The organism is Yoonia sp. GPGPB17, from assembly GCF_037892195.1.
In the GTDB taxonomy this organism is placed as follows: domain Bacteria; phylum Pseudomonadota; class Alphaproteobacteria; order Rhodobacterales; family Rhodobacteraceae; genus Yoonia.
In genome coordinates, this window is the sequence record NZ_JATACI010000002.1 from 1,049,364 (window position 1) to 1,074,809 (window position 25,446).

Below are 25,446 nucleotides of genomic sequence, written 5' to 3' on the forward strand. Positions count from 1 at the left end.
ATGGCAGACAGCTACCTCGAACGCGTCGCCGGCGAACTGGCCGATCTTTCATTGGCAGACGCAGAAGCGACCGGTGACGAAAAAATCGTCGACACGATCGGCGAAATCCTGGGCTCATCTTCGCAAACCCTGCAGGAAGCCTATCTGACGGCCGTGCGGGTCAGGCGCGCTGAAGCACGTGCTCGTGAACTTCTGGCCAAACGTGCTTAAGACACCGATCCAGGCAAAATCGCGCCTTTTGTCAGATGAGAACGCGGCTTCAGAGACAAGCGAACCAATCGAGATGGGAAGCGACGCATCATCCACGCCCAAAGAACCACAAGAATCCGCTGCGCCGCAAACCGAAGAAGACGCCGCATTCGCAGATGTGCTCAACACATTGGACGAATTCCTGCAAAGCGACGACAAAAAAGGGACGTGATAGGTCCGGTCATGTCACGTATCGATGACCAACTCGCCTTTCTGACCGAAGCCGACAAGCTGAAATCGACGTTGCGGGCGACGATGCTGTGCGATGGATCGCGGCACGAGAACTCGGGCGAGCATAGCTGGCACATCGCGCTTTACGCGATGGTGATGGCAGAGCATGCCAAACGCCCCGTCCGTATTGACCGTGTCATCCAGATGCTACTGATCCACGATCTGGTCGAGATTGACGCAGGCGATAATCCGATCCACGGCAATCATGATACCGCCGCGATGGCGGCCATCGAGGCTGCTGCCGCAGACCGCATCTTTGGCCTGTTACCCGCAGATCAAGGGCGCGCGTTTCGCGCCCTGTGGGACGAATTCGAAGCGGCCGCAACCGACGATGCGATCTTTGCCAAATCACTTGACCGCGTGCAGCCGGTAGTCGCGAACCTTGAAACAGGCGGCCGTAGCTGGGTCGACTACAACGTTACCAGAGATCAGGTCGAAACCCGCGTCGGCACCAAAGTCCAAAGGGGTGCCCCCGCGCTTTGGACCACACTCAAAACACGTATTGACGATTGGTTTTCACAAAACGCCACGCGCTAGTGAGGCCGGACGACGCAGACGACGGGTAGCTGTCTTTGCGGCAAATCCACGTCGTTGCACAAAGGCGCGCCGATCCGCGTTGGCATCTGCCACTGTTTGGACTGCCGCAAGCATCATAGCGCAGTCTTCTTTGCAGCGGCGATCGTTGACAGTACGAACGTGACAGTCACTGGTGAAACACATCACCATAAGGGACGGCATTTCTGCCCTAATTGTGGATCATCCGTCTTTGCCAAAAGTGAAGACGAGATCGAATTGCATCTCGGCACGCTCGCCGCCTCAAACCAATTTGTGCCAGCCTATGAGATATGAGCCAAGCGTCGCGAAGACTGGCTGCCACAGTTCCCGACGATGCAATCCTATCTTAAAGGGCATAAGGACGACTGAGCCGGTGCGCAGGTGGCGCAAACACAGTGGTATCCGTTATTCCCTCTATACAAACGCGCACCACAGGCGTAGGGCGCAGGCTTACGCCGCCAGAAAGCCCTGACCCATGATCACGACCCTCGCCGATGCCCTTGCCAAACAAGGCTATACCGACCTGACCCCTGTGCAAGAGGCCGTGACGGACGAGGCGCTTGTCGGTCAAGACCTTCTCGTGTCGGCGCAAACCGGGTCAGGCAAAACCGTGGGATTTGGTCTGGCGATTGGGCCGACGATCTTGGCCGAAGACGGCACATTCGGCCCCGCCGGTCGCCCCCACGCGCTGATCATCGCCCCAACACGTGAACTGGCCTTGCAGGTCAAACGCGAGTTGCAGTGGCTTTACGCAGGCGCTGGTGCAACCCTCGCCTCTTGCGTCGGCGGCATGGATTTCCGCGACGAACGGCGCGCCCTTGAGCGTGGCGCCCATATCGTCGTCGCGACCCCGGGCCGTCTGCGCGACCACATCATGCGCGGCACGATTGATCTGTCTGATATCAAGGCTGTCGTGCTGGATGAAGCCGACGAAATGCTGGACTTGGGTTTCCGCGAAGACCTCGAATTCATCCTCGGCGAAGCGCCCGAAAGCCGCCGCACCCTGCTGTTCTCGGCCACCGTGCCGCCGATGATTGCCACCTTGGCAAAGTCCTACCAGCGCGACGCCATGCGTATCGCCACCGCGACCAAGGAAAAGCAGCACAGCGATATCGAATACCGCGCCCTGTCTGTGGCCAACCACGATATCGACGCCGCGATCATCAACGTGTTGCGCTACTACGATGCGCCCAACGCCATCGTCTTCGCAAACACCCGCGCGATGGTCACCCGCCTGACAACGCGGCTGTCGAACCGCGGATTCTCGGTTGTTGCGCTCTCCGGTGAATTGACCCAATCCGAACGCTCTAACGCGCTGCAAGCGATGCGGGACGGGCGCGCCAAGGTCTGTGTAGCAACAGATGTTGCGGCACGTGGTATCGATCTGCCGAACCTTGAACTGGTGGTCCACGCGGAACTGCCTACCAACGCCGAAACGCTCCTGCACCGCTCAGGCCGCACGGGTCGGGCCGGGCGCAAGGGAATTTCGGCGATGATCGTCCCGGCCAAGATGAAGCGGCGCGGTGAAAACCTGCTCAAATGGGGGAAGCTGACCGCAACCTGGTCGACACCGCCTACAGCCGAGGAGGTGAGCGCGAAGGATGAAGAGCGTTTGTTGACCGACGAAGTATGGTCCGCCGACTTCACTGAGGATGAACAAGCTTTCGCCAAACGCCTGCTCGAACAACACGACGCCGAGAAAATCGCTGCCGCCTATCTGCGCCTATATGCAGGCAAACAGTCGGCACCTGAATTCATCTCCGAATACAAAGACGGCCCCGCCGCCAAAGAGCGCAAACCACGCGAAACCAAGAGCTTCGGCCCGTCCAAATGGTTCAGCGTCGATATCGGGCGCGAGGGCAAGGCCGAGGCGCGTTGGCTGCTCCCGATGATCTGCAAGGCAGGTGGGATCACCAAAAACGAGATCGGCGCAATCCGCATTCAGCCGAATGAGACGTTCGTTGAAATCTCTGCGCCCGCCGTCCCCGGTTTCCTGAAATCCGTGGGCAGCGATATGACGCTTGAAAACCAAGGCACGCTGACAGCCCTCGACGGCCCGCCACAACTGGGCGAGCGTGGGCCGCGCAAAACCAAACGCGACTATGACAACGGCCCCAAGCGGGATCATGGCGGAAAACCGAAGCGCGACAGCAAGCCAAAGCGCCATGCGCCCCGTGATCAAGCCGCGCCCCCTCCTTCGCAACAAGATGACATCGCGGCGATCCAGCCGATCCCCGGTGCTGCGGATGACTACAAGGGGCGCAAGCCACGTCACAAGCCGGAGCGTCGCGACCACGGTGAAGCACTGACTGAAAAGCGCGGCAAGCCACCTTACAAAGGCAAATCCGACGGGAAAAAACCGCCGCATAAGGGCAAATCAGGTTACAACTCTGACACAAAACCGCGCAAACCGGGGGGCGGCAAGCCAGGCGGGAAACCTGCCGGTAACGCGAAAGACACCTCAAAACGGTTCGTGCCGCCGGGCGGAAAATCCAAGCCACGCAAAGGGTTAGGTAAAGGTGGCAATGCGACCCCTCGGCGTCGAAAGCCTTAAAAACAAACCAGTTGGTCACATTTTTGTCACGTCACAAGCATGTTGACGGCACAGCGCTCTCGTCAAATTGCCCCTACGTTCACTAGTGTAAAGTCACGAGCAAGCTAAAGGACCAGACACATGGCCACAGCAAAACCAACACCCCCGCCAGCGCCCGTCGCGCCGAAACCCGCGCAACCGGCACCGCAGACGCAAGGCAAACCGCAGACACCCGTTTATACCGATTTCGCGAGTATCTAAGGTTGACGAGACGCCTATCGGCCGGTGAGGCCGCTGCCGCAGGATCGCCCTCCCCGATCCGCCACTGACCTCACTGGCCTTTTTTCACAACGCCGATAAACTTGGCGCATGACAGAACTCACCTCTATCAGAAATATTGGGCCAGCTTTCGAGGCATCGCTGAAAGCCGTCGGCATCAATACAGCCGAGGAACTCCGCGAACTCGGGGCGGATGCCGCCTATGCCAAACTGCTTGAAGGCGGCTCGAAACCTCATTTCATTGGCTATTACGTGCTGCATATGGCGCTCCAAGGACGCCCTTGGAACGATTGTAAAGGCGATGAAAAGAAGGCCCTGCGTAAGAGCTTCGATAAGATCAAAGCGGGAAATTTTGACGAGAAGCGCTCCGAACTGGAACGGTTTCTCAACCAGATCGGCGTGGTCGACGTCGGCTCTTAGCGCGGATTGAAGAACGACCAGTGTAAAAAACACTATTCGCTGCGGTTCCTCTACGGTTTGCCACGCGGAAAATGCGGTCGGCTGCTTTGTGCACGTTGCTAACGCAGCAGTTACTCCAATGAGATGTTCGATCATATGAACACCGACGACTTCAAGAAGAGTAACAATGCTATTTTCATAAGTCTTCCGGCTGTCACAATTCATGTCTGACTGGATGTCGCGTCGGCGGTTTGGCTCACAGTATAAAGAAAGAAGACAGGGTCCTTTTTGGGCCACGCTCGCCTTGGTGATCTTCCGAACTACCTCAAATCAAGGACAAAAGGAGAAAACACATGCCACAGCCAGCCCAACGTCCCGGTAACCGCCTGATGGACCGTCCCGAATACAAATCTAAGCAACAGCCTCTGACCGGCCCACCCAACATGACGGTGTTTGAGGCGGTATCGAAAATGTCCGAGAAAAACTATGGCTGCGTCATCGTCACAGATGAAGATCAGCAAGTGACCGGCGTCGTGACCGAGCGCGATGTCATGAACAAACTGGTTGGTGGTGGTCTTGATCCCAAGACAACCAAACTGTCGGATATCATGACTTCAAATCCGAGGCTGGCCAACGAGACCGACGACATGGTCGATTGGCTGCGGATCATGTCGAATGAGCGGTTTCGCCGACTTCCAGTAGTTGATGAAAACGGACACATCAAGGCGGTGTTCACGCAAGGTGATTTCGTTTCCTACACATGGCCTGACCTGATCTACCAGATGCGCTCAATCGCAACGGCTACGGTAATGAAAAGCTGGCCACTCTATTTGATCGGTGGCGGCGTTGCGCTTTACTCAATCGTTATGGTGATTGTTCTTGGCACGCTAAACTAAACGTCCACACTCACATCGCTAGGCGTCGAGCATCTGGTTTAAGAAGCGCAAGCCGCCTCATATTGCGGCATTTGAAAAGTCCGGCGCTTTTCGATCACCGCTGGATTAGATCTGACCCGACAAGTCTAGCACCGCCGCCGCGCCGCTTAGCAACAGTCTCCGTAGTTGATCTTCAAAGTAAACACCCTTCACATGGTCGCGAGAATCGTGTATGTTAATGGTATGAACATACAACAGAACATTGATTATGAGCTTGAAAAGCTGCGCAAAGTCGCGTGGCGCATGGACGCCCTTTTCTTCATCCCACGCACCAATATCTCGGTGGGTCTGGATAACATTGTCGGTCTCGTCCCCGTTGTGGGCGACGCGCTGACGACGCTGCCCTCGCTTTGGCTCATCAATGAAGCACGTAAACTGGGCGCCTCGCCCGGAACATTGGCCTATATGACGCTGAATACGGTTCTCGACTTTTTTGTCGGCATGGTGCCGGTCATTGGTGACATCTTTGACGTCATCTACAACGCAAATATCCGTAACTATCGTGCGCTAGAGCGCAATCTTAACAAAAAAGCCGCCCACGCCAAAACGGTGCGGACGGCTTCGAAATCGGTTGTTTGGGATCAACCAAACCTGTTGGCTTAGCCTACAAGCTCAAGACCTGAGAAGAAGAATGCGATCTCTTCTGCGGCTGTCTCAGGCGCGTCAGATCCGTGCACGGAGTTCTCGCCGATGGACAGCGCAAATTCCTTGCGGATTGTGCCGGGTGCGGCGTCTTCCGGGTTGGTCGCCCCCATGACTTCACGGTTCTTTGCGATCGCATCTTCACCTTCAAGCACCTGCACGACGATGGGCTCGGAAATCATGAACTCACACAGCTCGCCAAAGAACGGACGTTCAGCGTGCACACCGTAGAACTGCTGCGCCTGCGCCAATGTCAGCTGAATGCGCTTGGACGCGACGATACGCAGCCCTGCCTCTTCGAATTTGGCCACGATCTGACCGGTCAGGTTACGCTTGGTGGCATCGGGTTTGATGATGGAGAAAGTACGCTGGATAGCCATGTGAAGCCTCTTGGAATTTGCGGGCGTCTGGGCCCGGTGAAATGATGGCTGCGCCCTACCATGCACATCTGGCCATGAAAAGCAGTGATTTACGCAGACCCCATTGCTGGGCTAGCCTTGGATCATGTGGGCCCTTATCAAACACCCGGTCTTTGGCCGCCTGTTCTCGGCGCAGGTCATGGCGCTGTTGAGCACGGGCTTGCTGACGGTCGCTCTGGGCCTTCTGGCCTTTGATCTGGCGGGTGCTTCCGCAGGGGCTGTTCTTGGGACGGCCTATGCGATCAAGATGCTCGCCTATGTCGGCCTCTCGCCCATCGCTGGCGCACTCGTGGCGCACCTGCCACGCCGTCCGGTTCTAATTGGTGCTGATCTCGTGCGCGCCGCCGTCGCTCTATCGCTGCCTTTCATTACCGAGATCTGGCAGATCTATCTGGCAATCTTTCTGCTGCAAACCGCCTCGGCCACCTTTACACCGACCTTTCAGGCGACAATCCCCGACGTCCTGCCGGATGAGGATGACTATTCCCGCGCGCTTTCGCTTTCGCGCCTCGCCTATGACCTCGAAAACCTGATAAGTCCGGCACTTGCCGGGGTCCTGCTGTTGGTCATGAGTTATCATTGGCTCTTTGGTGGCACGGTCATCGGTTTCCTGATCTCGGCCTTGTTGATCTTTGGCACTACCCTGCCCACACGCAGACCCACCAAGGACCGCCCGTTTCGCAACCGCCTGACGCGTGGCATTCGCATCTATCTTGCGACGCCACGGTTACGCGGTTTGCTCGCGCTAACCCTTACCGGTGCAGCCGCGAGCGCCTTTGTCATTGTGAATACGGTTGTGGTGGTCCGCAGTGGCTTTGACGGCACCGACGGAGACGTGGCCATCGCATTGGCCTGTTTTGGTGGTGGCTCAATGATTGCCGCGCTCGCCTTGCCCGGTCTGCTGAAACGGCTCAGTGATCGGCCCGTCATGCTCAGCGGTGCGTGCCTTTTGACGCTACTGATGCTCAGCCAAGCCGTTGTCGCCCCCGGCTGGCCCATGTTCCTGATCCTTTGGGCGCTTACCGGCGTCGGCTATGCCACCACGCTTACACCGCAAGGCCGCCTGCTGCGCCGGTCCGCCCATGCCGAAGACCGACCCGCTGTCTTTACCGCGCAATTCGCATTGTCCCACGCCTGTTGGCTGATCACCTACCCTTTGGCGGGACAAGCGATGACGGCCTGGGGTATGGGCCCAACGTTGGGGATACTGGGTGTTCTGGGGGCGATGGGCGTCGCACTGGCTTTGAAGCTCTGGCCAGAAGGCGATCCGGTTGTGATCCCGCATACCCATGACGACCTGCCCGCCGATCATCCGCATTTGCAAAAAGATGGCCACGCCCACGCACATGCCTTCATCATTGACGATGAACATCACGCGTGGCCGACGCATGGCTAGCCAGCCGACGGCTTCTGCGTGCTGGCAAAAACTCCAACACACCTGCCAAAAGCACCAGGGTTCCACCAATCAGTTCCGTCACAGAAAAGAGTTCTTTCGCGATCACCGCCGCCGATACGACGCTCACCAGCACCTCTGACATCAGCAAAATGCCCAAACGTGCCGGTTCCAGCTTGGTCGTCGCCCAGAGCAAGCCGATGATGGACACCACCCACCACAGCGCACCGGTGAATACCACCCAGAACACAACGGCAAACGGATCGGTAAGTTTCGCCGCATCAGGCAGCGGTGCCAATGCGGGCGACAAGATCAGCCCGCCCAGCAATGCACCGACGGCGAACACAAAGGTGCTTTCTTTCGTCCCTGCCGTCGATTTCACCTTGATCCCAATCGAAGCCACCGCCCAACAGAATCCGCTGGCCAGACCAAGCCATTCGCCTAATCCGCGCGGCAGCGGCACTTCGCCATCGGCGCCCAACATCAGCACCAGCCCGGTCACCCCCGCCAGCAGGGCCGCAACCCGCGGCCATGTAATGGGCCAGCCAAGAAGGTAACGCCCGATCAAGGTGCTCCAGACCGGCGTCAGATAGAACAGGATCACAATAATCGCGACCCGGCCATAGAGCAGCCCGAGCGAATAGAACATCAACGAACAGCCGCCCAGAATGAGCGAGGCTATCGCCATCGGATGTGAGGAAAAAAGCGTCTTGCGCCCCGTCCACCCCCAAGGCAGCAAGCAAACCACGGCCACAATCATGATTGACACGGTACCCCACGGACCAATGAGGCCGAGCGCATCGATCTTGCGCAATGGCAGCCAGTAAAAGCCCCAAAGGACGCCAAAGCCGATGACGATCATGCTCGCCAGAAAAGTGGTCCGTGTGTTGTCCATGTTGCGTGCTTAAACACACCCAAAACAAAGCGCCACCAAAACCCAATTGACCCCGCACAAAGGATCAATCATAGCCCGCTCATGCTCAAGATTTCTGACATCACCTACTCCGTCGATGGCCGCACGCTGGTCGAACATGCGACAGTCACCATTCCCACCGGTCATAAGGTGGGGCTCGTGGGGCGCAATGGCTCGGGCAAGACGACGCTCTTTCGGGTGATCCGGGGCGAGATGGTGCTGGATACCGGCACTGTCAGCATTCCCAAGGGCTGGAAGATCGGCGGGGTCAGCCAAGAGGTGCCGGGTAACGAAGTCTCGCTGATCAAAACCGTGTTGCGCGCTGATACGGAGCGCGAAGCCCTGTTGGCCGAGGCAGAAACCGCCACGGACCCTGCACGCATTGCCGAGGTGCAAACCCGGCTGGCTGACATCGAAGCATGGTCGGCCGAGGCCCGCGCCGCCACCATCCTGCGCGGTTTGGGTTTCACCCATGAAGAACAGCAAATGCCCTGCTCCGCCTTCTCTGGCGGCTGGCGGATGCGCGTTGCTCTCGCTGCTGTTCTCTTTTCCGAACCCGATCTCTTGTTGCTGGACGAACCGACCAACTACCTCGACCTCGAAGGCGCGCTCTGGCTCGAAGCCTACCTCGTCAAATACCCCCACACCGTTCTGATCGTCAGCCACGACCGAGAGCTACTAAACCGCTCGGTCGGTGGCATTCTGCATCTCGAAGACAAGGGGCTGATCTACTACACGGGCCCCTACGACACCTTTGCCAAACAACGCGCGGCCAATCGTGCGGTGCAGGCGGCAGCGGCCAAGAAACAAGACGCCCAACGCCAGCACCTGCAAGCCTTTGTCGACCGTTTCAAAGCCAAAGCCTCAAAAGCCAAGCAAGCGCAATCCCGTGTCAAAATGCTGGAAAAGATGGAAACCATCCGCGCGCCCGAAGATGCTGCGCGCACCGTATTCACCTTCCCCGAACCCGAAGAGCTCTCGCCGCCGATCATTGCGACCGAGGGTGCAGCGGTAGGCTATGGCAACAACATCGTCCTGCATGATCTGAACCTGCGGATTGACCAGGACGATTGCATCGCGCTGCTGGGCCGCAACGGCGAAGGCAAATCGACGCTGTCGAAAATGCTGTCCGACCGCTTGCCCATCGCTCGTGGGAAAATGGTGACATCCAATAAGCTGCGCATCGGTTTTTTCGCCCAACATCAGGTCGATGAACTGCGGATCGAAGAAACCCCGCTTGATCACCTGTTCCGTGAACGCCCCGGCGAAGGCCAAGCCAAACTCCGCGCCCGCCTTGCCGGGTTCGGCCTCGGCGCAGACCAAGCCGACACTGAAGTAGGCCGCCTTTCGGGTGGACAAAAAGCACGCCTGTCGCTCCTGCTGGCCACCCTGCCCGCGCCGCACCTGCTAATCCTTGATGAGCCGACCAACCACCTCGATATCGAAAGCCGCGAGGCGCTGGTTGAAGCGCTTACTGCCTATTCCGGCGCGGTGATCCTCGTCAGCCATGACATGCACCTGCTCAGCATGGTCGCCGACCGCCTGTGGCTGGTCAAAGACGGGCACGTGAACCCTTACGAAGAAGACCTGCAAGCCTATCGCAAAATGCTGCTGACCCCAGAAAAGCCGCGCGAAAAGAACAAACCAACGCCTGTCAAATCCGCAAAACCCTCGCGCGAAGCACTCATGGCCCTCCGCTCCGACGTGCGCAAAAACGAAGAACGGGTCAAAAAAATCAACGATATGCGCGACAAACTGGCCAAAAAGCTCGCCGATCCCGTGCTCTACGAAGACGGCAAGGCTTAAGCGAATTGGCGACCTGGAACAAGAAGTACGCGGAAGTCATGGACGGTCTGGAGCGGGCGGAAACCATGTGGATGACTGCTTTGGAAAAACTGGAAAAAGCCGAGAAAGGCTGACACTGGCCTTTCTCGGCTTCACGAAACTCTCACCAAAGGCATCAAAGGTCTTGCAAATTTGAAGCCATCCCTGTCAGACAGAACATCATGACCGAACTCCCTGCCCTGATTGCGGCCTTCACGACGCTCTTTATCATCATCGACCCGCCGGGTCTGGCGCCTGTTTTCATCGCCCTCACGCAAGGCATGAATGCGGCCCAGAGGCGCGCCATCGCGATCCGCGCGTTCCTTGTGGCCAGTGGGTTGATGATGATCTTCCTGATCCTCGGCGAGGCTGTTCTTGGTTTCATAGGCATCTCGATGGACGCCTTCCGCATCGCCGGGGGTATTCTGCTATTCCTCACCGCGCTCGACATGCTGTTTCAACGCAGGCAAGCCCGCCGCGAAGACAACGCTGCCGAAGGCCAGGCCGAACACCACGACGACCCGTCCGTCTTTCCTCTGTCGCTGCCATTGATCGTCGGCCCCGGTGCGATCACCACGGTGATCCTGCTGGCTGGCGAAGCGCAGGGGGTCGCCGATATGGGGGCTATTGCTGGCGTGATCATCGCGGTGCTGTTGATTGTTCTTCTGGCCTTTCTTGCCGCCCCTGCAATCGAACGGGCCTTGGGCAAAACCGGTCTCAACATCGTGACCCGGGTTTTGGGCATGCTGCTGGCCGCGTTGGCCGTGCAATTTGTTCTGGATGGCCTGCGGGGTTTTGGGATCGGCGGTTAGTGCCTATATCAATCCCATGAGTACAGACCAAATCATGCAATTGACCTATCTGGTCCTCTTGGGGGCGGCGATAGCCGCTCTGCCATCGTGGCCGGGCGCAGCAATATGGGGAAAATGGCGCAACAGGCCGCGATCTGGGTGCTGATCTTTGTTGGCGTCATCGGGGCCTACGGGCTGTGGGAAGACATCAGCAATGATGTGAACCCACGCCAAGCCATCATCGATGACAGCACAATTGCCGTGCCGCGCGGGAACGATGGCCACTACAACCTGACGCTCGAAATCAACGGTGCATCCGTGGATTTCGTGGTCGATACGGGCGCCAGCCAAGTGGTCCTGTCGCAACAAGACGCCGCACGGATCGGGATTGATCTGGCATCTTTGAACTACTCCAGCTTTGCCAATACGGCGAATGGTGTGGTGCGCACCGCCCCTGTCATGCTTGAGGACGTCGTTCTAGGCGGCATCACCGATAGCGGTATTCCCGCCGTTGTTAACGGCGGCGAGATGGATGTGTCCCTGCTTGGTATGACCTATCTAGGGCTCTATGACCGGATCGAAATCTCGAACGGGCAATTGGTGTTGAACAGATGATCAGAGCTTTCGCCGTTCTTCTGCTTCTGGCAGCCTGCGCACCGCAGCCAACCGAATTGCCCGAAGATTTCGATGCAACGTTCCCATTCTAGTCGCTCAGGAACTGATCAAAAACCTGCTGCTGCAGCTTCTTTCCATCCGGATCGAGGTCGGTCTTAAGCGCGCAAAACGCTTCGCCCCATTTTGACGTCCGGGTGCGGATCGGCGGCGCATCCGATGCGATGCAATCCATCACAACAGCCGAGACCTCGGCGGCCGTCTGATAGATATCGGACCCGGCCTGACGGGTCTGCGACCCACCTACGTATTTTTGCAGGATCGGCAGGTATTCGTCATCCAGCATCCCGCCAGTTTCTTCGACCTGTTTGAGGACACTGGCCGCAAACTCTGACTGAATACCGCCGGGTTCGACGATGGTAAAATTGATGCCGAAATTCGGCGAAATGTAGGAGGCCATCGCCTCGGTGTAGCCTTCCACCGCAAATTTCGCGCCGCAGTAAATCTCATTGAAAGGTTGGCCGACAAGGCCGCCGACAGAAGAGATGTTAATCACATGCCCACTACGTTGCTTGCGGAAATGCGGGATCACGGCTTTCACACAGCGCACGACACCCATGAAATTGACGTCCATCACCCAAGAGATATCTGCCTCGCTCGCCTGCTCGGTTGATCGTACAAAACCCGCGCCAGCGTTGTTGATCAAAACATCAATGCGCCCGGCATCGTCAAGCACCTGATCCACACAGGCCGCCACTGAATCGAAGTCTTGCACATCCAGCGGCAAGACCTTCAGCGCGACGCCAGCCTCGACCGCCGCAGTATCAAGGGCGGCGCGCTTCCTAAGGTTCCGCATCGTTGCAAAAACATTGTGCCCGGCCTTGGCCGCATCAACGGCCAATTGGACGCCCAACCCAGAAGAACACCCGGTGGTCAGAATAACTTTGGTCATAGAACCCGCCTTTCAACTACATTGGTTTCACGTCTAGCGCCGCAGGGTTCGAACGGTAACGTCCTATGCGAATAGAGCCGAAATCGGCCAAAAACGGCGCGTTACTTCTCGGCTTTCATCGTCCAACGGCCACCCTCTTGCGCCCAATACTGTGCAGTGCACCCGGCGTCCGTCAGCACCTTCCATTGACCGCGCGCCGTTTCAAGCGCGGCACCATCATGCCCGTCAAACAGAATGCAGGTGCGTTCCAGTGTCGTCACCTCATCCGCTCTGACCTCCGCCCCACCCACGCTCATCACGCAACAGAACCCGTCGCTAGGCCCATCACCCAACAAGACCGACTGATCGGCATCATGCGGCCCACCGGCCATCCCATGCGGCAAAAACTGATCCTCAGGACCCTGCCACAGCACGTCATCCAGCCGCTGCAATAGTGCTTCATCCCGTCCCCGCACCAGAATGCGCCAACCCGCACCGCGGGCCTTACCGATCAGCATCGGCAAGGTCGCCTCAAGCGGACTGTCGGTCAGGTGATAGAAGAAAGCAGCGCCCACGCTTAGCCCTCGTATTTGTCAGCAATCAAACGGTTGAGCGCCATGACACCCCACCCGGTCGCCCCGGCAGGCGCAAGCCCGGTTTCTTTCTTCACACTTGCAGTGCCTGCAATATCAAGATGCGCCCAAGGTACATCTTCCTTCACAAACCGCTGCAAAAACTGCGCCGCTGTAATCGAGCCTGCCATGCGCCCGCCAACATTCTTCATATCGGCAATGCGCGATTTCAGAAGCTCATCATAAGCAGGCCCCATCGGCATCCGCCACGCGCCCTCGCCTTCCGCTTTGGCGGCCTTCAAGATCGCATCGCTCAACTCATCTGAATTCGAGAACAGGCCCGCATTCTCATGCCCCAGCGCCACCAAAATTGCGCCCGTCAAAGTTGCCAGATTGATCATCCCCACAGGTTTGAACCGCTCTTGGGCGTACCAAAGCACATCGGCCAGCACCAAACGTCCTTCGGCGTCGGTGTTGATGATCTCGACTGTGTCACCCTTCATCGATTTGACCACATCGCCGGGTCGGGTCGCATTACCTGACGGCATATTCTCGACCAGTCCGACAAGGCCGACGACATTGGCTTTTGCCTTACGTAACGCCAACGTGCGCATCACACCGGCCACTACACCCGCGCCCCCCATGTCCATGGTCATGTCTTCCATACCGGCGGCGGGTTTCAGGCTGATCCCGCCCGTATCAAAGACAACACCTTTGCCAACCAGTGCGAATGGCGCTTCTTTGCCGCCGCCCTTCCATGACATGACAACCACTTTGGATGGGCTGTCAGAGCCTTGTCCGACGCTCAGCAAAGTCCGCATCCCCAGCTTGGCCAATTCATCTTCTTCAAGGATTTCGACCTCCAACCCCAGTTCCTGCATGGCCGCCAAACGGGCCGCAAAATCGTCTGTCGTCAGAACATTGGCCGGTTCATTTGTCAGATCCCGTGTGAAAAACACACCTTCCGCAATCGCGGCCATCGGTGTTGCGGATTTCGCCACCTCCTCGGGTTTCGACACCATGAACGTGACACCAGCAGCGGGTTTGCTATCGGCCGTCTTGTGGGCATCGAACTGGTAACCGCGCAACGCCAGTCCAAGGGCGATCTCGTCAGCACGCGCGATCGTCCCGGCCATCACAAGAAAGTCCTTTCCTGCCTGCACCTTCGCCAGCTGCGCACCGGCTTTGCGCGCCTCCTGACTGCTGGGGCGACGGCCCAGCTTGACCACGCACACAGCGACGGCCGCCATACCAGCCGGATACCCGAGCGAAGATACATCGCCCGCAGACATTTTTCCGAAAGCTTCGCTTTCCAAGAACCGCGTTAGTGCCTTGCGCGTCAGTGTGTTCACCTTGCGCGCACCTGCATCCAGCTTGCCATCGGCGTCGACAAAGACAACCACCTTGCTTAGGCGGCCTGTGCAACGGCATCAAGATCAACGTCTTTAAACTGGATTTCGGCGGGTGTGGTCATGTGGTTTCCTCTCGCGTAAATGGCTTTGCAGCAATAGGTAGCCCGCGACCGCGCTATTGACCAGATAGCTGTTGGGTCCGCTGCCGCGTTAGGCTAGTTTGCACGCAAAGAGACCGGCAGGCACCGCAAAGGACACAAAATTTGGCGCGATTTGACAGATATATGTTGTCGCAACTTATGGTGCTTTTCGGTTTCTTCAGTCTTGTGCTGATCCTGATCTACTGGATCAACCGGGCGGTTGTCCTGTTTGACCAGTTGATTGCAGACGGTCAATCGGCGGGAGTTTTTCTGGAATTCACTGCTTTGTCGCTGCCATCGGTCATGCGTCTCGCCTTGCCTTTGGCGGCCTTTGCCGCTGCTGTTTATGTCACCAACCGCATGTCGACAGAGTCGGAGCTGACGGTCGTGCAGGCCACAGGCTATTCACCGTTTCGGTTGGCCCAGCCGGTCCTGTACTTTGGGATCATCGTCGCCCTCATGATGTCCGCACTGATGCATTTCCTGGTGCCGATGAGCAGCGCACGTCTGGCCGAACGGCAGGCCGAGATTGCGCAGAACATCACCGCACGTTTGTTGACTGAGGGCCAGTTTCTGGAGCCGATCAATGGTGTCACCTTCTATATCCGTGAAATTACACCAGCCGGTGAATTGCAGGATATTTTTCTGTCCGACAAACGCTCGGAAAGCGAGCAGATCACCTATACGGCGGCAAAGGCGTTTCTGGTGCGCGATGATGAGGCCACACAATTGGTGATGCTGGATGGGATGGTGCAGACCTTGCGTACTGAAAATCAGCGCCTGTTCACCACCACTTTTGCGGATTTTGCCTATAATATCAGCAATCTCATCGAAGAGCCACGCAACAGAGGACGCAGAGACTCGCATCTGTTTACATGGGAATTGTTAAGCCCGACGCCCGCGCTAGAGGCAGAAACCCGACGCGACGCTGCCCGGCTGATTGCGCGTGGCCATGACCGCTTCAGCCAATCCATCTTGGGTATTGTGGCCGCCTTGTTGGGCTTTTCGGCCCTGATGGTCGGCGGCTACAGCCGCTTTGGGGTCTGGAAACAGATCGTCGGTGCGATTTTCCTGATTATCGTTGTGAAAGCCGTGGAAACCAGCGGGCTGCGCATCGCACGCAGTGACCCTCAGCTTTGGATGGTCGCTTATCTGCAAAGCGCTGTGGGCTTCGTGATGATCTGGTTCCTGCTGTTCTGGGCAAGTCGTCCCTATCTGTTTAAGCGCCGACAGGCCGAGGGGAGCACCCCATGATCCTGCACCGCTATTTCGCCGGTCGCTTTCTGCGCACGTTTCTGGGTGTCGCAACAGTGTTCTTTTTGATCATGCTGTTTGTCGATCTGGTCGATCAGCTGCGGCGGTTTGGCAACCAAGACGCAACATTTGGCGATCTTGTAATGCTGAGTCTTTTGAACATTCCGCAGGCCTTCTACGCCATCCTGCCACTGATTATGATTCTGGCGACAATCGCACTATTTCTCAGCCTGTCGCGCTCGTCCGAAATGGTTGTGACACGGGCCGCCGGGCGATCGGCGCTGAAATCCCTATTGGCCCCACTCTTCGTTGCGCTGCTGATAGGTATCTTTGCCGTAGGTGTGATGAACCCGATTGTGGCTGGTACATCAAAAGAGTTTGAGGCCCGCAGCGACGCGCTGCGCGGCGACAGCTCGGTCCTGTCATTTGGCTCGTCCGGATTGTGGTTGCGACAGGGCAACAGCGAAGGCCAGACTGTCATTCGCGCCCAGAACGCCAATCTGGATGGTACGCGCCTGACTAACGTTACCTTTTTGACCTTTGCACCTGATGGCAGCCCGACTACACGGATCAATGCGGCTTCTGCCGAATTGACCACTGGCGCATGGGTCTTGCGCGATGTGAAGTCATGGCAATTGGCTGGTGTCACAACGCCAGAGGCGAACGCGGAGCTAACCCCCGATCGCACAGTCCAATCCACACTGACTCCCGACCAGATCAGAGACAGCTTTGGGACACCATCCTCCATCCCGATCTGGGAATTGCCCGCTTTTATCGATCGTTTGCAAACGGCCGGTTTTTCGGCACAACGCCATTTGGTGTGGTTTCATACGGAACTGGCTTTGCCGATCTTTTTGGTCTCTATGGTGTTGATTGGCGCCAGCTTCACCCTGCGGCATCAACGTGGCGGGCGTACCGGTCTGATGGTGATGTTTGCCGTTCTTTTGGCCTTCGTCACGTATTTTATCCGTAACTTTGCGCAGGTGTTGGGCGAAAACGGAGAACTGCCGGTGCTTCTGGCGGCATGGGCGCCCCCTTTTGCAGCGATTGGAATTTCGATGGGATTCCTACTGCACAATGAGGACGGATAATGCGCGTCTTTCTTGTTTTGTTTCTGCTGCTTGCCCCCGTGCTGGGTAGCGCCCAAGGAGCGGCCACACTGGTGGCTGATCGCGTTGAATTGAATGGCGAAGATCAGCTGATCGCCAGCGGCAATGTCGCGGCGCTGTATGACGGCAGCCGCCTGACCGCCAGCCAGATCATCTATGATCAACCCAGTGATACTTTGCGCATCCAGGGGCCAATCGTTATTCAGTCCAGCGATGGCACGATCCTGACCGCCGAGCGCGCCACACTCGACCCTCGGCTTGAAAATGGAATTTTGCAAAGCGCCCGCATTGTGCTGGATCAGCAGTTACAACTGGCGGCAACCCAGATTGACCAGCGCAATGGCCGTTTTTCTCAGCTCTATAAGACAACCGCCACCTCATGCCGGGTTTGTGGCACAGGCCCGCCTTTGTGGGAAATCCGGGCGGAACGCGTTGTCTATGACGCGCAGGAACAACAAATTTACTTTCGCAACGCGACTTTCCGGATGCGCGGCGTTCCGTTACTTTGGCTGCCTTACATGCGCCTGCCGGATCCGGCATTGGAACGTTCGTCAGGATTGCTGGTCCCCGAACAGCGAAACACCACCCAACTTGGGTTCGGCCTGAAGCTTCCGTATTTCTTTACCTTGGGCGATCACCGTGATCTCACGGTAACCCCTTACATCTCGCCCGAGACAACCACTGTCGAACTACGCTACCGGCAGGCCTTTACCAACGGGCGTATCACAGCCGAAGGTGCTATCAGTGACGACACGCTCACCGAAAGCAACCGCTCTTACCTTTTTGCAGATGGGCGCTTTGAATTGGGCGATGAGTATCAACTGATCTTTGACGTCGAAACCGTCAGCGACAAAGCCTATCTGTTGGACTATGGCTATGCTGACAAAGACCGGCTGGACAGCGCGATCCAATTGCTGCGGGTCAGCGATACTGAGCTCTACAACGCCCGACTGACATACTATCAAACGCTGCGCGACGATGAACCCAGCGCATCGCTGCCGCCCTTTATTGCCGATATTGCCTATGAGGCCAGCTTTGCGCCGCGTTTTGGCGGTTTGCTGCGGTATGGGACAAGCTTTGATCTGGCCTATCGCACCAGCGACGCCGATGGAGACGCGGGGCGCGATGTGGCCAGACTAGGCGCCGATATTGACTGGTCGGACAATTGGGTCCTACCAAACGGTGTGCTGGCCGATACGCAGATCGGGTTGCAAGCTGACGTCTATGTCGTCAACAACGATGCCGCATTTGCGCAGGAAGACCTACGCGTTGCCCCCACAGCGGGGCTGACGTTGCGCTGGCCATTGGCACGCATGGGCCGAAATGGAACGTCACATTTGCTGGAACCCGTCATCAGCCTCAGCTGGTCCGACAGCTATGGCGGCACGCCACCGAACGAGGACAGTTTGCGCACCGAATTGGACCGGGCCAACCTGACCGCTGCCTCCCGCTTCGCAGGTGAAGACCGCATTGAAACCGGCCCTCAGGCGGCCGCCGGGCTGACTTGGACCCGGTTCGGCGCCAAGCGGGCTGACATCGACCTTGAGCTTTGGGCGCGTGATCCGGCAGGAAGCGCAAGATGGGTTCACGGCAACATCAGGGTTGGACGGACTGCAGTCCGACTGGCTTGTCGCAGCCCAAGTCATCGCGCCTGGTGGTTTCCTGATTGATGCACGCAGCCTATGGGATGATAACGATGGCCTGACTGTCGCGGACAGCCGGGTGGCCTGGCAAAATGACAGGGTGTCGCTTGGGGCCAATTATGTCTGGCTTGGCCCCGACTCAGGCGAGGATCGCACCAGCACCATATCCGAATGGACCATCGATGCGGCCTTTGTGTTGAATCAGGCTTGGACTTTTGAGATTGACGGTCGCTACGATATTGCGGCAGATGAGCCGTTGCGCGCCGGTGCTTAGCCTGCAATGGCAAAACGAATGCGTGACCGTGACCGTTTCGGCCTCGCGCCGCTTTACGTCTTCCAGTACGGTTGATGCGACGACAACTTTCGGGGTAACCGGCTCTATCGGCAGCTTTACGACAGGGCAAAGAGCTGGGAACCACGCAACAGGATGCGGACAGTGATACGAATGAAGAGTTTTGGGATGCTAAAACGCCAGATAGCTTAAGCACGATTGTAGCGCTCTGCATAGGCTTGGGGGGCGGACACAGCGCAACGGCGCAAGGCCAGTTGACGCCGGTCATTACGGTGAATGACCGGGTCATCACACAATATGAGCTGACACAACGGATCCGCCTACTTGAAGTGTTCCGCACGCCCGGTGACCTGAACGAAGCGGCCCGCAATGCGCTTATTGAGGACCGACTGAAGCAGCAGGAACTGGCGCGTTTTGGCGTGACAGTGCCCGAAGCCGTACTGCAACAATCCATGGAGGAGTTCGCGGGTCGGGCAAATCTGACACTTCCGCAATTCACTCAGGTTCTGGCCCAGAATGGTGTTGATATCAGCACGTTGCGCGACTTTGTCGAGATCGGCATCCTGTGGCGGGATTTCGTGCGTTCGCGGTTCAGCCGTCAAGTGACAATCACTGACGCCGATATTGAACGGGCGATCGCTCAACGCGGAAATACGACGTCACAACTAGAAGTTCTGCTGAGCGAAATCATTATCGCACCGCCCCCCGGTCGCGAGGCCGCAGCAGCCGACGCCGCCAATCAGATTTCGCGTATGCGCTCGTTTGCTGAATTTGAAGCGGCCGCGCGTCAGGTCTCGGCCCTGCCCTCGCGCGAAAATGGCGGACGGTTGGACTGGACCCCGGTCAACAACTTTCCGCCCCAGATCCGTGGCGTCATCCTTGATCTGGAGCGCGGTGAGGTAACTGAACCGATCGAAATCCCCAACGCTATTGCCTTGTTCCAATTGCGCGGTATCCGTGAAGCAGTGCGACCAGCCCAGACACCGGTCAGCATCGAATACGCGGCCTATTACATCCCCGGCGGACGCACAGATTCCGGCCTTAGCCAAGCTGCTGAGGTACGCGATCAGGTCGACACCTGTGATGACCTTTACGGCGTGGCTCGCAATCAACCAACCGAAGTGCTGGACAGGCTCACGCTGGCCCCTGCCGAGATTTCAAATGATGTGGCCCTTGAACTGGCGCGGCTTGATCCCGGCGAAGTTTCCTACAATCTGACGCGCGACAATGGCGAAACGCTGGTATTTTTGATGCTTTGTGCCCGCAACAATGTTGCATCCGACACGGTCAACCGTGACACCATTCGCGGCCAAATCCGCAGTCAGCGGTTGACAGCGCTTGCAGACGCTTTGTTGGAAGATTTGCGGGCCGCTGCGATTATCCGCCCCTAATGCGCCCGCTTGCAATCAGTTGTGGGGAACCTGCGGGCATCGGGCCAGAAATCGCTGTCGCCGCTTGGAAGGAACTGAAAAACGAAGTCCCGCTTTTGTGGCTGGGTGATCCACGTCACCTGCCATCCGGAACCGACTATCACACCGCAACCGATCCCGCAGACATCCATCCTTTCAAGTTAACCGTGCTGGCCCGAGACTTTGGTGGCCCTGCCGTACCTGGCCGACCAAACCCCGCTCACGCTGAAGGTGTCATTAACGCCATTGCTGACGGTGTCGCACTGGTGCAATCGGGCGCTGCACGCGCGCTGTGCACCGCACCCGTCCACAAGGCCGCCCTGATCGACGGTGCGGATTTTGCGTATCCTGGCCATACAGAATACCTCGCTGCACTTGCGGGTACGGATCAGGTGGTGATGATGCTGGCCTGCGATGCACTGCGTGTCGTGCCCACGACGGTCCATATCGCACTGGCCGAGGTACGTAACACCCTGACGGCCAGCCTGCTGACAGATACGCTTTTGATCACGCACGCCGCCCTACGCCGCGACTTCGGCATCGCCAAGCCACGCATTGCTGTTGCCGGATTGAATCCGCATGCGGGCGAAGACGGCAAGATGGGACAGGAAGAGATTGAGATGATCACGCCCGTTCTCGAAGCCCTCCGCGCGCAAGGGCTGGATATCTCGGGGCCACTGTCAGCCGACACCATGTTCCATGCTGGCGCGCGCATGCGCTACGACGTTGCCGTCTGTATGTATCACGACCAGGCGCTGATTCCGATCAAGACGCTAGATTTCTCGGGTGGTGTGAACGTCACCCTTGGCCTGCCCTTCATCCGCACATCGCCTGATCACGGCACCGCCTTTGATATTGCGGGGCAAGGCAAAGCGGACGCGACCTCCATGGTCGCCGCCATCCGCATGGCCGCGCAAATGGCCGATGCCCGTGATTGATGATCTGCCACCATTGCGCGACGTCATCGCGCAACACGAGCTGGCGGCCAAGAAATCGCTCGGCCAAAACTTTCTGCTGGATCTCAATCTGACGGCCAAGATTGCGCGGCTTGCCGGTGATGTCTCTGGCGCCGACGTACTGGAAGTCGGTCCGGGTCCCGGCGGGCTGACGCGTGGTCTGCTGGCCGAGGGGGCGCGCCGTGTTCTGGCCATCGAAAAGGACCCGCGTTGCATCCCCGCCTTGGCCGAGATCGCCGCCGCCTATCCCGGCAGGCTGCAAACCATCAACGGTGATGCGCTCACCGTGAATCCGCTGGAACATCTGAGCCAACCGATCAAGATTGCCGCCAACCTACCCTATAATGTTGGCACCGAGTTGCTTGTCCGCTGGCTCACGCCACCGCAATGGCCGCCCTTCTGGGAAAGCTTGACACTTATGTTCCAGCGTGAAGTTGCCCAACGGATTGTCGCCACTCCGGGAACCAAGGCCTACGGACGATTGGCGCTGCTGGCACAATGGCGCACGAACCCGAAAATCGTGATGGACCTGCCGCCCGAGGCCTTTAGCCCACCGCCCAAAGTGAACTCTGCAGTGGTCCACCTGACGGCGCTGCCTAGCACCGCGCTACCCCGCAGAGCCCGGCACGCTGAACAAGGTGGTCGCCGCCGCTTTCAACCAAAGACGCAAGATGCTGCGCTCGGCGCTCAAGTCGGTCAGCCCGGATATCGAAGGCCACCTGCTCGCCGCGGGGATCAAACCGACTGAGCGGGCCGAACAAGTTGACCTAGAAGCATTCTGTGCGTTGGCGCGCGCAGTGGACGCGGATTGACCTTAGCGTTTTTCATATCGCCTCAAACCTCCACCAAAGGCTATCCTACCCGCACCAAATAAAAAGCCCCCGAAATCGGAGGGCTTCAAAATCATTCAGCAGCCTCTGGCGTATTGCCCTCGTTGGTTCCCTCATCAGGGTTCGGACGCGGCTTGCGGGGCCTGCGTGGCTTGCGCGGCTTTTCTTCCGGGGTCTCAACCAATCCGCTCTCGCCAGCTTCCACAGGTATATCGGGCTGATCCATCTGCGCCGGATCATTCGCTGCCGCCTCTTGCGCTTTTAAACGCTCCTGACGTTCGCGGTCACGTTCGGCCTGACGCTGGCGGTTTTGCTCTTCCTGTTCTTCACGCTTCGCCTCAACCTCGCGCTGCGCTTCTGCAAGCATGCGGGTGTAGTGCTCTGCGTGTTGGGCAAAGTTCTCTGCATCCACGCGATCGCCCGACAAAACGGCGTCACGGTGGAGCTGGTTGTATTTCTCAATAATCTGTTGCGGGGTGCCGCGCACCTTGCCATCAGGACCGGAGCTATCAAACACCCGGTTAATGATGTTTCCGCCCGAGGGCCGGTTGTTGCGGTTCTTATTCCGCGACCGTGACTTCGATGATCTCATGTAAGTGCTTTCAAGCCTTTGGCTGTCGTTACGCTGGGCCATGTCGCGCTATCTCGCGCGGGTAAAATCTGATGGCCTTGCAATGTTTGGCGACTGATCGGGGGGAGGTCAGTGGCGAGCCTCGTCCCATCCGATGTCTATTGCATAACCATTCGGGTGGGTCCAAGACAAGTCAAAAGTGCGAAAAAGGCGCATTTCGCCTGTTATCGTGGCGTATCATCGTCAAAATCTGCCATCTGCCCCTTCACAACCCGATCTCGCCCATCCAGATCGGGAATCACAAAGACCCGGCGCAGTCCGGCCGCAGCCACCAATTTTGCCACCGCCGGGCCTTGGGTTGCGCCGATCTCAAACATCAAACGTCCACCGGGTATCAGCGCATCACGCGCCTGACCGACAATTGTGCGATAGGCCGACAGGCCATCGGCCTCATCGGTCAAGGCCATGCGCGGCTCCCACGCGCGCACGTCACGCGACAGCGCCGCCATTTCGTCCGCCGCGATGTAGGGTGGATTGGCCACAATCAGATCAAAGCGCCGTTTGATCGCGCCCATCCAATCGCTTTGGACAAAAGTCGCGCGATCGTCGACCTTATGCCGTTGCGCATTACGCAAGGCCACCGCCAACGCAGCTGGCGACACATCGCCCCCCACACCAACCGCTTCTGGAGCTTCGGCCAGCAAGGTGACCAGAATACAGCCTGACCCTGTTCCAAGATCCAACACCCGCGCGAACGGGTCACGCAGTGCGGCTTCGATCAGGGTCTCGGTTTCGGGCCGCGGATCAAGCACGTCTTTTGTCACTTCAAATTCGCGACCGTAGAACGCCCGCGTGCCCGTCAGATGCGATACCGGCTCAAACCGGGATCGTCGGGCGATTAACCCATGAAAGCGGGCCGCTACCTCCTCGGTCACCGGATCGGGCAAGATCAGGGTCAGACGGCTTGCCCCCACGCCAGAGGCAAACGCAAAAAGCCTGCGCGCGTCGCGCGCCGCGTCTGGCACCCCGGCCTTGGTTAATGTCTTGGACGCAGCGGTCAGCAGTTGGCTGCCCGTCACCCGGTCACTCACGCGCCCATTTCCGCCAGCAGCGTCGCCTGCGCATCGGCTTGCAAAGCGCTGACAATCTCATCCAGATCACCCTGCATCACCTGCCCAAGCGAATAGAGCGTCAGGTTGATGCGGTGATCGGTCATGCGGCCTTGCGGGAAGTTATAGGTTCTGATCCGTTCGGACCGATCGCCCGATCCCACCTGACTTTTGCGATCAGCAGAGCGTTCATCATCGACCCGCTGCCGTTCCAGATCAAAAAGTCGCGTCTTCAGAACCTGCATCGCAATCTCGCGGTTGCGGTGCTGCGATTTCTCGGAACTCACGACAATAATGCCTGTCGGTTCATGCAAGATACGTACCGCCGAGTCAGTCGTGTTCACGTGCTGCCCACCAGACCCCGAGGCGCGCATCGTATCAATCCGAATGTCCGCCGGATTAATCTCGATATCTACATCCTCGGCCTCAGGCAGCACAGCCACTGTCGCCGCAGAGGTATGAATACGCCCGCCGCTTTCTGTTTCAGGCACGCGTTGCACGCGGTGCACACCGCTTTCGTATTTCATCTTGGCAAAGACGCCGTCGCCGACGATGCGTGCGACAACCTCTTTCACGCCACCCAGTTCGCTCAGGCTTTCTTCCAGAATTTCGAACCGCCAACCCTGCCCTTCGGCGTAACGCTGGTACATCCGTAACAGGTCAGCGGCGAATAATCCCGCTTCATCGCCACCCGTTCCCGGCCTGATTTCCAACAACGCGGGCCGCCCGTCGGCGGCATCCTTTGGCAGCAACGCCAATTGCACATCATGTTCCGAGGCCTCCAAAGCCGCCTTCAAGTCAGGCAGCTCCATCTCGGCAAGCTCTTTCATCTCCGGATCGTCCAGCATCGCCTCGGCGTCGGCGATCTGGGTGACAAGGTTTTTGTAGGCTGTCACCGTTTCAACAACAGGCCGCAGTTCTGCGTATTCCTTGCCCAAGGCTGCAATTTCGTTACCGGCTGAGCCATCTGCCATCTTCGCCTCCAGAAACTGGAACCGGTCGATGAGTTGTTCAATTTTGTCAGATGCGATCATGGGCTTGGAAGTGGCCGATCAGAGCGGCTCGGTCAAGGGGCCAAGCGTTTCCAGCCAGCTTTCGATACGCGCCTTGTTGACGCCCAGATCAGAGCGGCCAAAGCGCAGACGCCCATAGATCACCAAATGATCATCCTTAACGCCGACGGTTGTATGATCAGGAAACCCCCAAAACAGGGACCGTGTTTGAAAGGTGATCATCCCCTCTTGCACATTGCCAGCCACCAAGGTGGTCCGCGGTGTCGCCAGCGCGCGTTGTTCGGCCGCCGCAAGAACCTGATCGGACGGGGCAGTGATGCGTCGCACCGCGAGAAACGACCCCGCTTCAGTGGTGTCGCCCGGTGCAGCCGTATCAGGCATCTGATGCCATGTGGCTGTATCAGTCGGCGCAAACCGGATGTAGGCCATCAACGCCGCGACCAAGACGGCAAGAGTGATCAGTATACGCAATGCGTTTCTCCGCTTCTGT

24 protein-coding genes and 4 pseudogenes are annotated in these 25,446 nt (G+C 58.0%); 19 read left to right on the forward strand and 9 right to left on the reverse strand.

Annotated features, from left to right (window positions below):
• The 8 genes and pseudogenes from QTO30_RS05670 to QTO30_RS05705 all read left to right on the forward strand — a co-directional run bounded on the left by QTO30_RS05670 (position 1) and on the right by QTO30_RS05705 (position 5,784).
• Positions 1-210 (forward strand): hypothetical protein, encoded by a 210-nt coding sequence (locus QTO30_RS05670; protein ID WP_340423095.1) that lies wholly within the window; start codon positions 1-3, stop codon positions 208-210.
• A complete protein-coding gene (locus tag QTO30_RS05675; protein ID WP_340423096.1) occupies positions 185-421 on the forward strand; it encodes a hypothetical protein in 237 nt (78 codons plus the stop codon). The genes QTO30_RS05670 and QTO30_RS05675 overlap by 26 nt, the downstream gene beginning before the upstream one ends.
• 11 nt (positions 422-432) lie before the next feature.
• Complete coding sequence (locus tag QTO30_RS05680; protein WP_340423097.1) at positions 433-1,017, forward strand: HD domain-containing protein; 585 nt, start codon at positions 433-435, stop codon at positions 1,015-1,017.
• Positions 1,018-1,047: 30 nt separating this feature from the next.
• Positions 1,048-1,329, forward strand: a pseudogene (locus QTO30_RS05685) (GFA family protein); the annotation flags it as partial.
• A 181-nt stretch (positions 1,330-1,510) separates the two neighbouring features.
• Positions 1,511-3,589, forward strand: a complete 2,079-nt coding sequence (locus QTO30_RS05690) for a DEAD/DEAH box helicase (protein ID WP_340423099.1) — start codon at positions 1,511-1,513, stop codon at positions 3,587-3,589.
• A gap of 348 nt (positions 3,590-3,937) precedes the next feature.
• A complete protein-coding gene (locus QTO30_RS05695; protein ID WP_340423101.1) occupies positions 3,938-4,267 on the forward strand; it encodes a TfoX/Sxy family protein in 330 nt (109 codons plus the stop codon).
• 332 nt (positions 4,268-4,599) lie between these two features.
• Entirely contained in the window at positions 4,600-5,142 is a 543-nt protein-coding gene (locus QTO30_RS05700; RefSeq protein ID WP_340423102.1) for a CBS domain-containing protein, read from the forward strand.
• 222 nt (positions 5,143-5,364) lie between these two features.
• Entirely contained in the window at positions 5,365-5,784 is a 420-nt protein-coding gene (locus QTO30_RS05705) for a DUF4112 domain-containing protein (RefSeq protein WP_340423104.1), read from the forward strand.
• On the opposite strand, the gene ndk is transcribed toward QTO30_RS05705, so the two are convergent.
• Entirely contained in the window at positions 5,781-6,203 is a 423-nt protein-coding gene (ndk, locus tag QTO30_RS05710) for a nucleoside-diphosphate kinase (protein WP_340423105.1), read from the reverse strand. The two genes, QTO30_RS05705 and ndk, sit on opposite strands and share 4 nt — an antisense overlap.
• Before the next feature lie 124 nt (positions 6,204-6,327).
• Between ndk and QTO30_RS05715 the strand changes: the two genes are divergently transcribed.
• Positions 6,328-7,638: an MFS transporter gene (locus QTO30_RS05715; protein WP_340423106.1), complete on the forward strand. Its 1,311-nt coding sequence runs from the start codon at positions 6,328-6,330 to the stop codon at positions 7,636-7,638.
• Here the strand turns inward: QTO30_RS05715 and QTO30_RS05720 are convergent.
• Positions 7,598-8,530, reverse strand: coding sequence for a DMT family transporter (locus QTO30_RS05720; RefSeq protein ID WP_340423107.1), 933 nt, complete (start codon positions 8,528-8,530; stop codon positions 7,598-7,600). The two genes, QTO30_RS05715 and QTO30_RS05720, sit on opposite strands and share 41 nt — an antisense overlap.
• 81 nt (positions 8,531-8,611) lie before the next feature.
• On the opposite strand from QTO30_RS05720, the pseudogene QTO30_RS05725 reads away from it, so the two are divergent.
• From QTO30_RS05725 to QTO30_RS05735, 3 genes and pseudogenes are all read left to right on the forward strand, one after another.
• Positions 8,612-10,467 (forward strand): annotated as a pseudogene (locus QTO30_RS05725) (ABC-F family ATP-binding cassette domain-containing protein).
• An 87-nt stretch (positions 10,468-10,554) separates the two neighbouring features.
• Entirely contained in the window at positions 10,555-11,184 is a 630-nt protein-coding gene (locus QTO30_RS05730) for a MarC family protein (protein ID WP_340423109.1), read from the forward strand.
• Positions 11,185-11,298: 114 nt separating this feature from the next.
• The gene (locus QTO30_RS05735) at positions 11,299-11,778 is read left to right on the forward strand and encodes a retropepsin-like aspartic protease family protein (RefSeq protein WP_340423110.1); all 480 of its coding nucleotides are present in this window, start codon (positions 11,299-11,301) and stop codon (positions 11,776-11,778) included.
• A gap of 88 nt (positions 11,779-11,866) precedes the next feature.
• Here QTO30_RS05735 and QTO30_RS05740 read toward each other — a convergent pair whose 3' ends face one another.
• The 3 genes and pseudogenes from QTO30_RS05740 to QTO30_RS05750 form a co-directional block, all read right to left on the reverse strand.
• A complete protein-coding gene (locus tag QTO30_RS05740) occupies positions 11,867-12,727 on the reverse strand; it encodes an SDR family oxidoreductase (protein ID WP_340423111.1) in 861 nt (286 codons plus the stop codon).
• Between the two features lie 101 nt (positions 12,728-12,828).
• A complete protein-coding gene (locus tag QTO30_RS05745; protein ID WP_340423112.1) occupies positions 12,829-13,281 on the reverse strand; it encodes a DNA polymerase III subunit chi in 453 nt (150 codons plus the stop codon).
• A gap of 2 nt (positions 13,282-13,283) precedes the next feature.
• Positions 13,284-14,752: pseudogene (locus QTO30_RS05750) on the reverse strand (leucyl aminopeptidase).
• A gap of 162 nt (positions 14,753-14,914) precedes the next feature.
• On the opposite strand from QTO30_RS05750, the gene lptF reads away from it, so the two are divergent.
• The 7 genes and pseudogenes from lptF to rsmA all read left to right on the forward strand — a co-directional run bounded on the left by lptF (position 14,915) and on the right by rsmA (position 22,245).
• On the forward strand, positions 14,915-16,024 hold the full coding sequence (gene lptF / locus QTO30_RS05755; RefSeq protein WP_340425877.1) for an LPS export ABC transporter permease LptF: 1,110 nt from the start codon (positions 14,915-14,917) through the stop codon (positions 16,022-16,024).
• On the forward strand, positions 16,021-17,115 hold the full coding sequence (lptG, locus tag QTO30_RS05760; RefSeq protein ID WP_340423114.1) for an LPS export ABC transporter permease LptG: 1,095 nt from the start codon (positions 16,021-16,023) through the stop codon (positions 17,113-17,115). The genes lptF and lptG overlap by 4 nt, the downstream gene beginning before the upstream one ends.
• Positions 17,115-18,803, forward strand: a complete 1,689-nt coding sequence (locus QTO30_RS05765; protein ID WP_340423115.1) for an LPS-assembly protein LptD — start codon at positions 17,115-17,117, stop codon at positions 18,801-18,803. The genes lptG and QTO30_RS05765 overlap by 1 nt, the downstream gene beginning before the upstream one ends.
• Positions 18,736-19,050, forward strand: coding sequence for a hypothetical protein (locus QTO30_RS05770; protein WP_340423116.1), 315 nt, complete (start codon positions 18,736-18,738; stop codon positions 19,048-19,050). Before QTO30_RS05765 ends, QTO30_RS05770 begins: the two co-directional genes overlap by 68 nt.
• A gap of 272 nt (positions 19,051-19,322) precedes the next feature.
• On the forward strand, positions 19,323-20,459 hold the full coding sequence (locus QTO30_RS05775) for a peptidylprolyl isomerase (RefSeq protein WP_340423117.1): 1,137 nt from the start codon (positions 19,323-19,325) through the stop codon (positions 20,457-20,459).
• Positions 20,459-21,415: a 4-hydroxythreonine-4-phosphate dehydrogenase PdxA gene (pdxA, locus tag QTO30_RS05780; RefSeq protein WP_340423119.1), complete on the forward strand. Its 957-nt coding sequence runs from the start codon at positions 20,459-20,461 to the stop codon at positions 21,413-21,415. The genes QTO30_RS05775 and pdxA overlap by 1 nt, the downstream gene beginning before the upstream one ends.
• Positions 21,402-22,245, forward strand: a pseudogene (gene rsmA / locus QTO30_RS05785) (16S rRNA (adenine(1518)-N(6)/adenine(1519)-N(6))-dimethyltransferase RsmA). Before pdxA ends, rsmA begins: the two are co-directional and overlap by 14 nt.
• Positions 22,246-22,336: 91 nt before the next feature.
• On the opposite strand, the gene QTO30_RS05790 reads toward rsmA, so the two are convergent.
• From QTO30_RS05790 to QTO30_RS05805, 4 genes are all read right to left on the reverse strand, one after another.
• Positions 22,337-22,855 carry a DUF4167 domain-containing protein gene (locus QTO30_RS05790; RefSeq protein ID WP_340425878.1) on the reverse strand — a complete coding sequence of 173 codons (519 nt, stop codon included), beginning with the start codon at positions 22,853-22,855 and terminating at the stop codon, positions 22,337-22,339.
• Between the two features lie 203 nt (positions 22,856-23,058).
• Positions 23,059-23,925 (reverse strand): peptide chain release factor N(5)-glutamine methyltransferase, encoded by an 867-nt coding sequence (gene prmC, locus QTO30_RS05795; RefSeq protein WP_340423121.1) that lies wholly within the window; start codon positions 23,923-23,925, stop codon positions 23,059-23,061.
• Positions 23,922-24,977 carry a peptide chain release factor 1 gene (gene prfA / locus QTO30_RS05800; RefSeq protein ID WP_340423122.1) on the reverse strand — a complete coding sequence of 352 codons (1,056 nt, stop codon included), beginning with the start codon at positions 24,975-24,977 and terminating at the stop codon, positions 23,922-23,924. Before prfA ends, prmC begins: the two co-directional genes overlap by 4 nt.
• An 18-nt stretch (positions 24,978-24,995) precedes the next feature.
• Positions 24,996-25,427 (reverse strand): DUF1499 domain-containing protein, encoded by a 432-nt coding sequence (locus QTO30_RS05805; RefSeq protein ID WP_340423123.1) that lies wholly within the window; start codon positions 25,425-25,427, stop codon positions 24,996-24,998.
• Positions 25,428-25,446 lie beyond the last annotated feature (19 nt).

What these genes read in the sequence shown, in the direction of transcription:
- QTO30_RS05670 (WP_340423095.1), top strand. Translation starts at nt 1, where the DNA reads ATGGCAGACAGCTACCTCGAACGCGTCGCCGGCGAACTGGCCGATCTT.
- QTO30_RS05680 (WP_340423097.1), top strand. Translation starts at nt 433, where the DNA reads ATGTCACGTATCGATGACCAACTCGCCTTTCTGACCGAAGCCGACAAG.
- QTO30_RS05690 (WP_340423099.1), top strand. Translation starts at nt 1,511, where the DNA reads ATGATCACGACCCTCGCCGATGCCCTTGCCAAACAAGGCTATACCGAC.
- QTO30_RS05695 (WP_340423101.1), top strand. Translation starts at nt 3,938, where the DNA reads ATGACAGAACTCACCTCTATCAGAAATATTGGGCCAGCTTTCGAGGCA.
- QTO30_RS05700 (WP_340423102.1), top strand. Translation starts at nt 4,600, where the DNA reads ATGCCACAGCCAGCCCAACGTCCCGGTAACCGCCTGATGGACCGTCCC.
- QTO30_RS05705 (WP_340423104.1), top strand. Translation starts at nt 5,365, where the DNA reads ATGAACATACAACAGAACATTGATTATGAGCTTGAAAAGCTGCGCAAA.
- ndk (WP_340423105.1), bottom strand. Translation starts at nt 6,203, where the DNA reads ATGGCTATCCAGCGTACTTTCTCCATCATCAAACCCGATGCCACCAAG.
- QTO30_RS05715 (WP_340423106.1), top strand. Translation starts at nt 6,328, where the DNA reads ATGTGGGCCCTTATCAAACACCCGGTCTTTGGCCGCCTGTTCTCGGCG.
- QTO30_RS05720 (WP_340423107.1), bottom strand. Translation starts at nt 8,530, where the DNA reads ATGGACAACACACGGACCACTTTTCTGGCGAGCATGATCGTCATCGGC.
- QTO30_RS05730 (WP_340423109.1), top strand. Translation starts at nt 10,555, where the DNA reads ATGACCGAACTCCCTGCCCTGATTGCGGCCTTCACGACGCTCTTTATC.
- QTO30_RS05735 (WP_340423110.1), top strand. Translation starts at nt 11,299, where the DNA reads ATGGCGCAACAGGCCGCGATCTGGGTGCTGATCTTTGTTGGCGTCATC.
- QTO30_RS05740 (WP_340423111.1), bottom strand. Translation starts at nt 12,727, where the DNA reads ATGACCAAAGTTATTCTGACCACCGGGTGTTCTTCTGGGTTGGGCGTC.
- lptF (WP_340425877.1), top strand. Translation starts at nt 14,915, where the DNA reads ATGTTGTCGCAACTTATGGTGCTTTTCGGTTTCTTCAGTCTTGTGCTG.
- lptG (WP_340423114.1), top strand. Translation starts at nt 16,021, where the DNA reads ATGATCCTGCACCGCTATTTCGCCGGTCGCTTTCTGCGCACGTTTCTG.
- QTO30_RS05765 (WP_340423115.1), top strand. Translation starts at nt 17,115, where the DNA reads ATGCGCGTCTTTCTTGTTTTGTTTCTGCTGCTTGCCCCCGTGCTGGGT.
- pdxA (WP_340423119.1), top strand. Translation starts at nt 20,459, where the DNA reads ATGCGCCCGCTTGCAATCAGTTGTGGGGAACCTGCGGGCATCGGGCCA.
- QTO30_RS05790 (WP_340425878.1), bottom strand. Translation starts at nt 22,855, where the DNA reads ATGAGATCATCGAAGTCACGGTCGCGGAATAAGAACCGCAACAACCGG.
- prfA (WP_340423122.1), bottom strand. Translation starts at nt 24,977, where the DNA reads ATGATCGCATCTGACAAAATTGAACAACTCATCGACCGGTTCCAGTTT.